This is a genomic window from Methylobacterium sp. J-026, assembly GCF_022829585.1.
In the GTDB taxonomy this organism is placed as follows: Bacteria; Pseudomonadota; Alphaproteobacteria; order Rhizobiales; family Beijerinckiaceae; genus Methylobacterium.
The window spans coordinates 1-321 of sequence record NZ_JAKSYC010000239.1 but is presented as its reverse complement, the minus strand read 5'-3'; the positions used below and the strand labels follow the sequence as shown (position 1 = coordinate 321).

The following is a 321-nucleotide window of genomic DNA, read 5'->3' as shown; positions in this document are numbered from 1 at the left end:
CGTCTTCTGTCATCAGGGGAACTGAACCAGCACTTGCTACGGTGATTGTCCCAATGAGATGAGCCTAATCATCGTCATCGCCACCTCCGCCGGTGGCCTTGGTCCGCTCATGCGGATCGTTGAGGCGCTGCCCAGCACGTGTCGCGGCTCCGCGTCCAGCGGCCAGCTCAACGGCGCGCATGGAGGCCGGCTCCGTGACCTCCTCGCCCGTCGTGGCAATCTTCCTGTAGCCTTCGCCCGACATGGGCACGTCACCGAGTGGGTCCCTGTCTACGTTTCGCCGACCGCCGTCCCACTCCGCGTGCGCCTCGGTTGTACCCC

General features: G+C 65.1%; 1 protein-coding gene. It reads left to right on the top strand.

The features are described from left to right. Nucleotides 1-58: 58 nt before the first annotated feature. On the top strand, nucleotides 59-321 hold a 263-nt coding region (locus tag MKK69_RS20885), incomplete at its 3' end, for a chemotaxis protein CheB (RefSeq protein ID WP_313900874.1).